The sequence below is a fragment of the Nitrospiria bacterium genome (assembly GCA_035517655.1).
GTDB lineage: Bacteria > Nitrospirota > Nitrospiria > JACQBZ01 > JACQBZ01 > JACQBZ01.
On sequence record DATIYJ010000034.1, the window covers coordinates 1 to 4217 of the forward strand.

The window sequence follows — 4217 nt, forward strand, 5'->3', positions numbered from 1 at the left end:
CGGAAAACGGTTCGCGCGCTACTGGGTCCACAACGGCTTCGTGAACGTCAACCAGGAGAAAATGTCCAAGTCGCTCGGGAATTTTTTCACGATCCAGGAGATTTTCGAGAAGTCGCCGTGGCCGGAGGCCGTGACGGCCGAGGTCCTCCGTTATTTTCTGGTCGCGACCCATTATCGCAGCCCGATCGATTTTTCGGACGAGGCGCTCAAGGCCGCCAAGGCGGGCCTGGATAATTTCTACACCATGTTCCAGAAATTAGAGGAGCAGACCGCAACGGCGGCCCGACCACTCGAGCGGAAACTGCGCGCGGCGCTCAAGGCGTTTCCGAAAAGATTCGAGGCCGCGATGGACGACGACTTCAACACCTCGGAGGCCGTGAGCGAGATGCAGCAGCTTCGGGCCGCGGTCAACGCCGTGTTGGCCCGGGGAATCTCCCGGTCTTCGGCTCAGGCCGTCATGGAGCTGTTCCGGAAATACGGAGCGGTTTTGGGACTGTTTCAATTGGACCCAGAATCATGGAAAATGAAGGGAGAGAAGATTTATCTCGAACTCCATGATGAAATTGCACTTGGAGTCTCTGAAAAGGCTCGTGTTAAGGTGGTACTTAGTGACGAAAAGGTGAATGCTCTTGTAGCAGAGCGACTGGAAGCGCGTCGGCAAAAAGACTGGGCGCGAGCGGATGAGATCCGCAAAGAGTTGGCCGCTGCCGGAATAATTTTGGAAGACCGACCGGACGGGACGACGCGGGTGAGACGGTAGTAAAAAGAACGAAAACGCTGATCCTTCATGCTGTTGATCTTCTCCCCCTAAAGAGGTATCATTAGTTCGCAAGGTTTGTTGTTTAGGAGAGCGCGATGGCGCAGAGCTTGGACCGCATTACGATGGATCCCAACGTCTGTATGGGGCAACCCACGATTCGAGGGATGAGAATTACGGTTTCATTCATCCTGAAGCTGCTGGCCTCGGGCCAGACCAACCCGGAAATTCTCGAAGCCCATCCGGAATTGGAAACGGAGGATTTGAAACAGGCCATGGAGTATGCGGCCCGGCTTGCGGGGGAATTTAGTCGGCCGGAGCCTTCCACTAAAGGCTGATCCTGTCCTTGAAGCTTGTTGCGGATCTCCATATCTCCCCGAAGACCGTTCATGCTCTCCGAAAAAGCGGTTTTGCCATCTCAGGCGTTACGGACCATCTTCCTCCGACGTCAACCGACCGGCAGATCATCGAACTTGCAGAACGTCTTCAGGCCTCCATTGTAACGCAGGAGCTTGATTTCTCCCGGTTGATCGCCGAATCGGGGAAAACGTTCCCCAGCATTTTATCGTTACGCCTGGGAGATGTGTCTCATCGGCGCGTCACGGACGTTTTGATGCGACTGCTTCCAACCGTTGAGAAAGACCTGGAGGAAGGGGCGGACATTTCGGTGGATGAGGTCGGTGTGCGGATCCGAATGCTGCCCATCAAATAGGGCGAAATTTTCGAATGAAAGAGGAATCGGATAAAACAGACCGCATATTCGGCATCCATCCGTTGATGGAGGCGCTTGCGGGCGAGCGGAGCGTCGAGCGCATTTACATCGCCAAGGGGCGGGGCGGCGGCGCGGTGGACGAGTTGATTCGGCTCGCGCGATCGAAAGGCGTGCCGCTCCATTTCGAACCCCGCGAGGTCCTGGACCGAATCGTCGGCCACCCCAAACATCAGGGCGTCATGGGGCTGGTCGCGGCGAAGGCCTACGGGACGCTGGACGAGATCCTGGGGCGCGCATCGAAACAAGGCGAGGCCGCGGCCGTATTGGTTCTGGACGGGATCGAGGACCCGCGAAATCTGGGCGCCGTTCTCCGGACGGCGGATGCGGCCGGGTTTCACGGAGTCGTGATTCCCCAACGGCGGGCTTCCGGATTGACCGAGACGGTGGCCAAGGTCTCGGCCGGCGCGCTGGAGCACGTAACCGTGGCCCGCGTCGTGAACCTGACCCAGGCGCTGGAGAGCTTGAAGGCGGCGGGGCTGTGGATTTACGGACTGGATCCCGGCGCGGAGAAAAGTTATCTCGAGATCGATTATCGCGGACCGGTCGCGATCGTGGTCGGCGCGGAAGGGGAGGGAATCGGCCGGCGGGTGCTTTCGACCTGCGATGAGCGCGTCCGTCTGCCGATGAAGGGACGGGTGGCCTCCTTGAACGTCTCGGTCGCGGTCGGCGTGATGGCCTACGAGATCCTCCGCCAGAGGACGCCCGTCAATACACGAATGAAGAACTCGTAGGCGAAGCTTTGGCTCCGTTCCGCGGGCAAGTGGTGATGGCCACCAAGTTCGGGATCAAGATGGATGCCAGCGGGCAGCAGGTCCAGGACGGTCGGCCCGAGCGCATCCGACAGAGCCTCGAGGGTTCCCTCAAGCGGCTCAGAGTCGATGCTATTGACCTCTATTATCAACACCGCGTTGACACGGAGGTGCCGATCGAAGACGTGGCGGGAAGGGTTCCTCACGGGAAAGATCGACGAGAAGACCACGTTCGATAAGTCCGACTTCCGCAACATTGTTCCTCGCTTTACCCCCGAGGCCCGGAAACCGTGGATCGTTCCGATCCCGGGCACCACTAAGCTTTCGCGCCTGGACGAGAACATCGGAGCGGCAGTAATCGAACTTACATCCGACGATCTCCGTGAGATCTCCGGCGCCGCCTCAAAGATCACGATCCAAGGGGCCCGCTACCCCGAAACCCTGGAAAAAAGGACCGGCCTTTGAGCGGCCGTCATGTCAAACAGGAGTCACGATGATGAACAATAACATCGAAGGAAAAGTCGTCGTCGTAACAGGCGCAAGCAGCGGGCTGGGCGAGGCGACGGCTCGGCTTCTCTCCAGCCAGGGCGCAACAGTTGTGCTGGGTGCGCGGCGCTTAGATCGCATCAAATCGTTGGCAGATGAGCTAATTCGCAAAGGGGGCAAAGCACTGGCCATACAGACGGACGTTACCCAGGTGGACCAAGTCAAGAGATTGGTCGAATCAGCCGCGCAAACATTCGGCCGCATCGATGTCATGATCAATAATGCCGGGCTGATGCCGCACTCGCCGCTCGAACGCCTCAAGATCGATGATTGGAACCGGATGATCGACGTGAACCTCAAGGGCGTGCTGTACGGCATTGCCGCGGCGCTGCCGTATATGAAGCAGCAGAAATCCGGGCACTTTATTAATGTCTCATCTGTGGCAGGTCACAAGGTACGCCCCGGTAGTGCTGTGTACGCCGCTACCAAGACTGCGGTGCTGGTCATCTCAGAGGGGCTGCGGCAGGAAGTGAAGCCCTACAACATCCGCACAACGGTGATCTCACCGGGTGCGCTGGCCACGGAGCTGCCGAACAGCATTACCGAGCCGGACGTCGCCGAGAATGTCCGCAAGTTTGTTCAGGAGGTTGCGCTTCCCGCCGAATCGTTTGCGCGGGCGGTAGCGTTCGCCATGAGCCAGCCGGAGGATATGGACGTGAACGAGATCATGTTCCGGCCCACGCGCCAGGAGCTATAAGGTCCCCTAAGAGCATTGACGTAAAAAACAGGAATCTAACAACAAAGAAGGAGATACACATGGCAAACAGCAGCGAACATAAAGCGACGGATGACTTAAAGGCTATAGCGCCGGAATTTGCGAAACTGACACAAGACTTTCTTTTCGGTGATATTTGGAAACGTCCCGGACTCTCGCAGCGCGATAAAAGCTTAATTACGGTCACATGCTTGGTTGCGCTGAATCGTATCGAGCAAGTCGATTTTCATCTTAAAAAGGCTTTTGAAAACGGCCTCACGAAGGAAGAACTTGTGGCTGCGATTACGCATATTGCATTTTACGCCGGCTGGCCCACCGCAGCCTCGGGGTTTGGTCACTTGAAAAAAGTAATTGATCAGCCATAAGCGGCAAGGAGCCGTGTAGGTCCAAGAAGATATTTTACCTTTGATTCATCACAGCGGAAGCGCGGCGCACCCGAAAAAGAAATTTTCATGCGAACGAGTGTTATTTTCGGAACTCCTCACTTCCGACAATGAATCTTGGGGGCCGGTTTGACTCAGCCCGGACTGCGACCTCTCCCTTAGTCGTTAGAATGACTTCAGCAGTTCCTTTTTCTTCTCGTTATATTCCTCGTCGGTAATCAAGCCCTCCTCTTTGAGCTTGTTCAGCGTTTTGAGTTTTTCCTCCAGCGTGGAGGGCGGGGCGGGCTGGACCGGC

Annotated in this window: 5 protein-coding genes and 1 pseudogene; all 6 read left to right on the top strand. The window is 56.9% G+C overall.

Going from position 1 to position 4217, the window contains the following annotated elements; genetic code table 11:
• Positions 1-760: DALR domain-containing protein (locus VLY20_06785; GenBank protein ID HUK56346.1), on the top strand; the 760-nt coding region annotated here is incomplete at its 5' end.
• Positions 761-855: 95 nt separating this feature from the next.
• Complete coding sequence (locus VLY20_06790) at positions 856-1095, top strand: DUF433 domain-containing protein (protein HUK56347.1); 240 nt, start codon at positions 856-858, stop codon at positions 1093-1095.
• Between the two features lie 8 nt (positions 1096-1103).
• Positions 1104-1469 carry a DUF5615 family PIN-like protein gene (locus tag VLY20_06795; GenBank protein ID HUK56348.1) on the top strand — a complete coding sequence of 122 codons (366 nt, stop codon included), beginning with the start codon at positions 1104-1106 and terminating at the stop codon, positions 1467-1469.
• A 14-nt stretch (positions 1470-1483) separates the two neighbouring features.
• Positions 1484-2743 (top strand): annotated as a pseudogene (gene rlmB / locus VLY20_06800) (23S rRNA (guanosine(2251)-2'-O)-methyltransferase RlmB).
• Between the two features lie 31 nt (positions 2744-2774).
• A complete protein-coding gene (locus VLY20_06805; GenBank protein ID HUK56349.1) occupies positions 2775-3521 on the top strand; it encodes an SDR family oxidoreductase in 747 nt (248 codons plus the stop codon).
• A 59-nt stretch (positions 3522-3580) separates the two neighbouring features.
• The gene (locus VLY20_06810; GenBank protein HUK56350.1) at positions 3581-3904 is read left to right on the top strand and encodes a carboxymuconolactone decarboxylase family protein; all 324 of its coding nucleotides are present in this window, start codon (positions 3581-3583) and stop codon (positions 3902-3904) included.
• The last annotated feature ends 313 nt before the right edge of the window (positions 3905-4217 follow it).

Excerpts from the sequence above, each read along its gene's own strand:
- VLY20_06790 (HUK56347.1), top strand. The coding sequence starts at position 856 with ATGGCGCAGAGCTTGGACCGCATTACGATGGATCCCAACGTCTGTATG.
- VLY20_06805 (HUK56349.1), top strand. The coding sequence starts at position 2,775 with ATGAACAATAACATCGAAGGAAAAGTCGTCGTCGTAACAGGCGCAAGC.
- VLY20_06810 (HUK56350.1), top strand. The coding sequence starts at position 3,581 with ATGGCAAACAGCAGCGAACATAAAGCGACGGATGACTTAAAGGCTATA.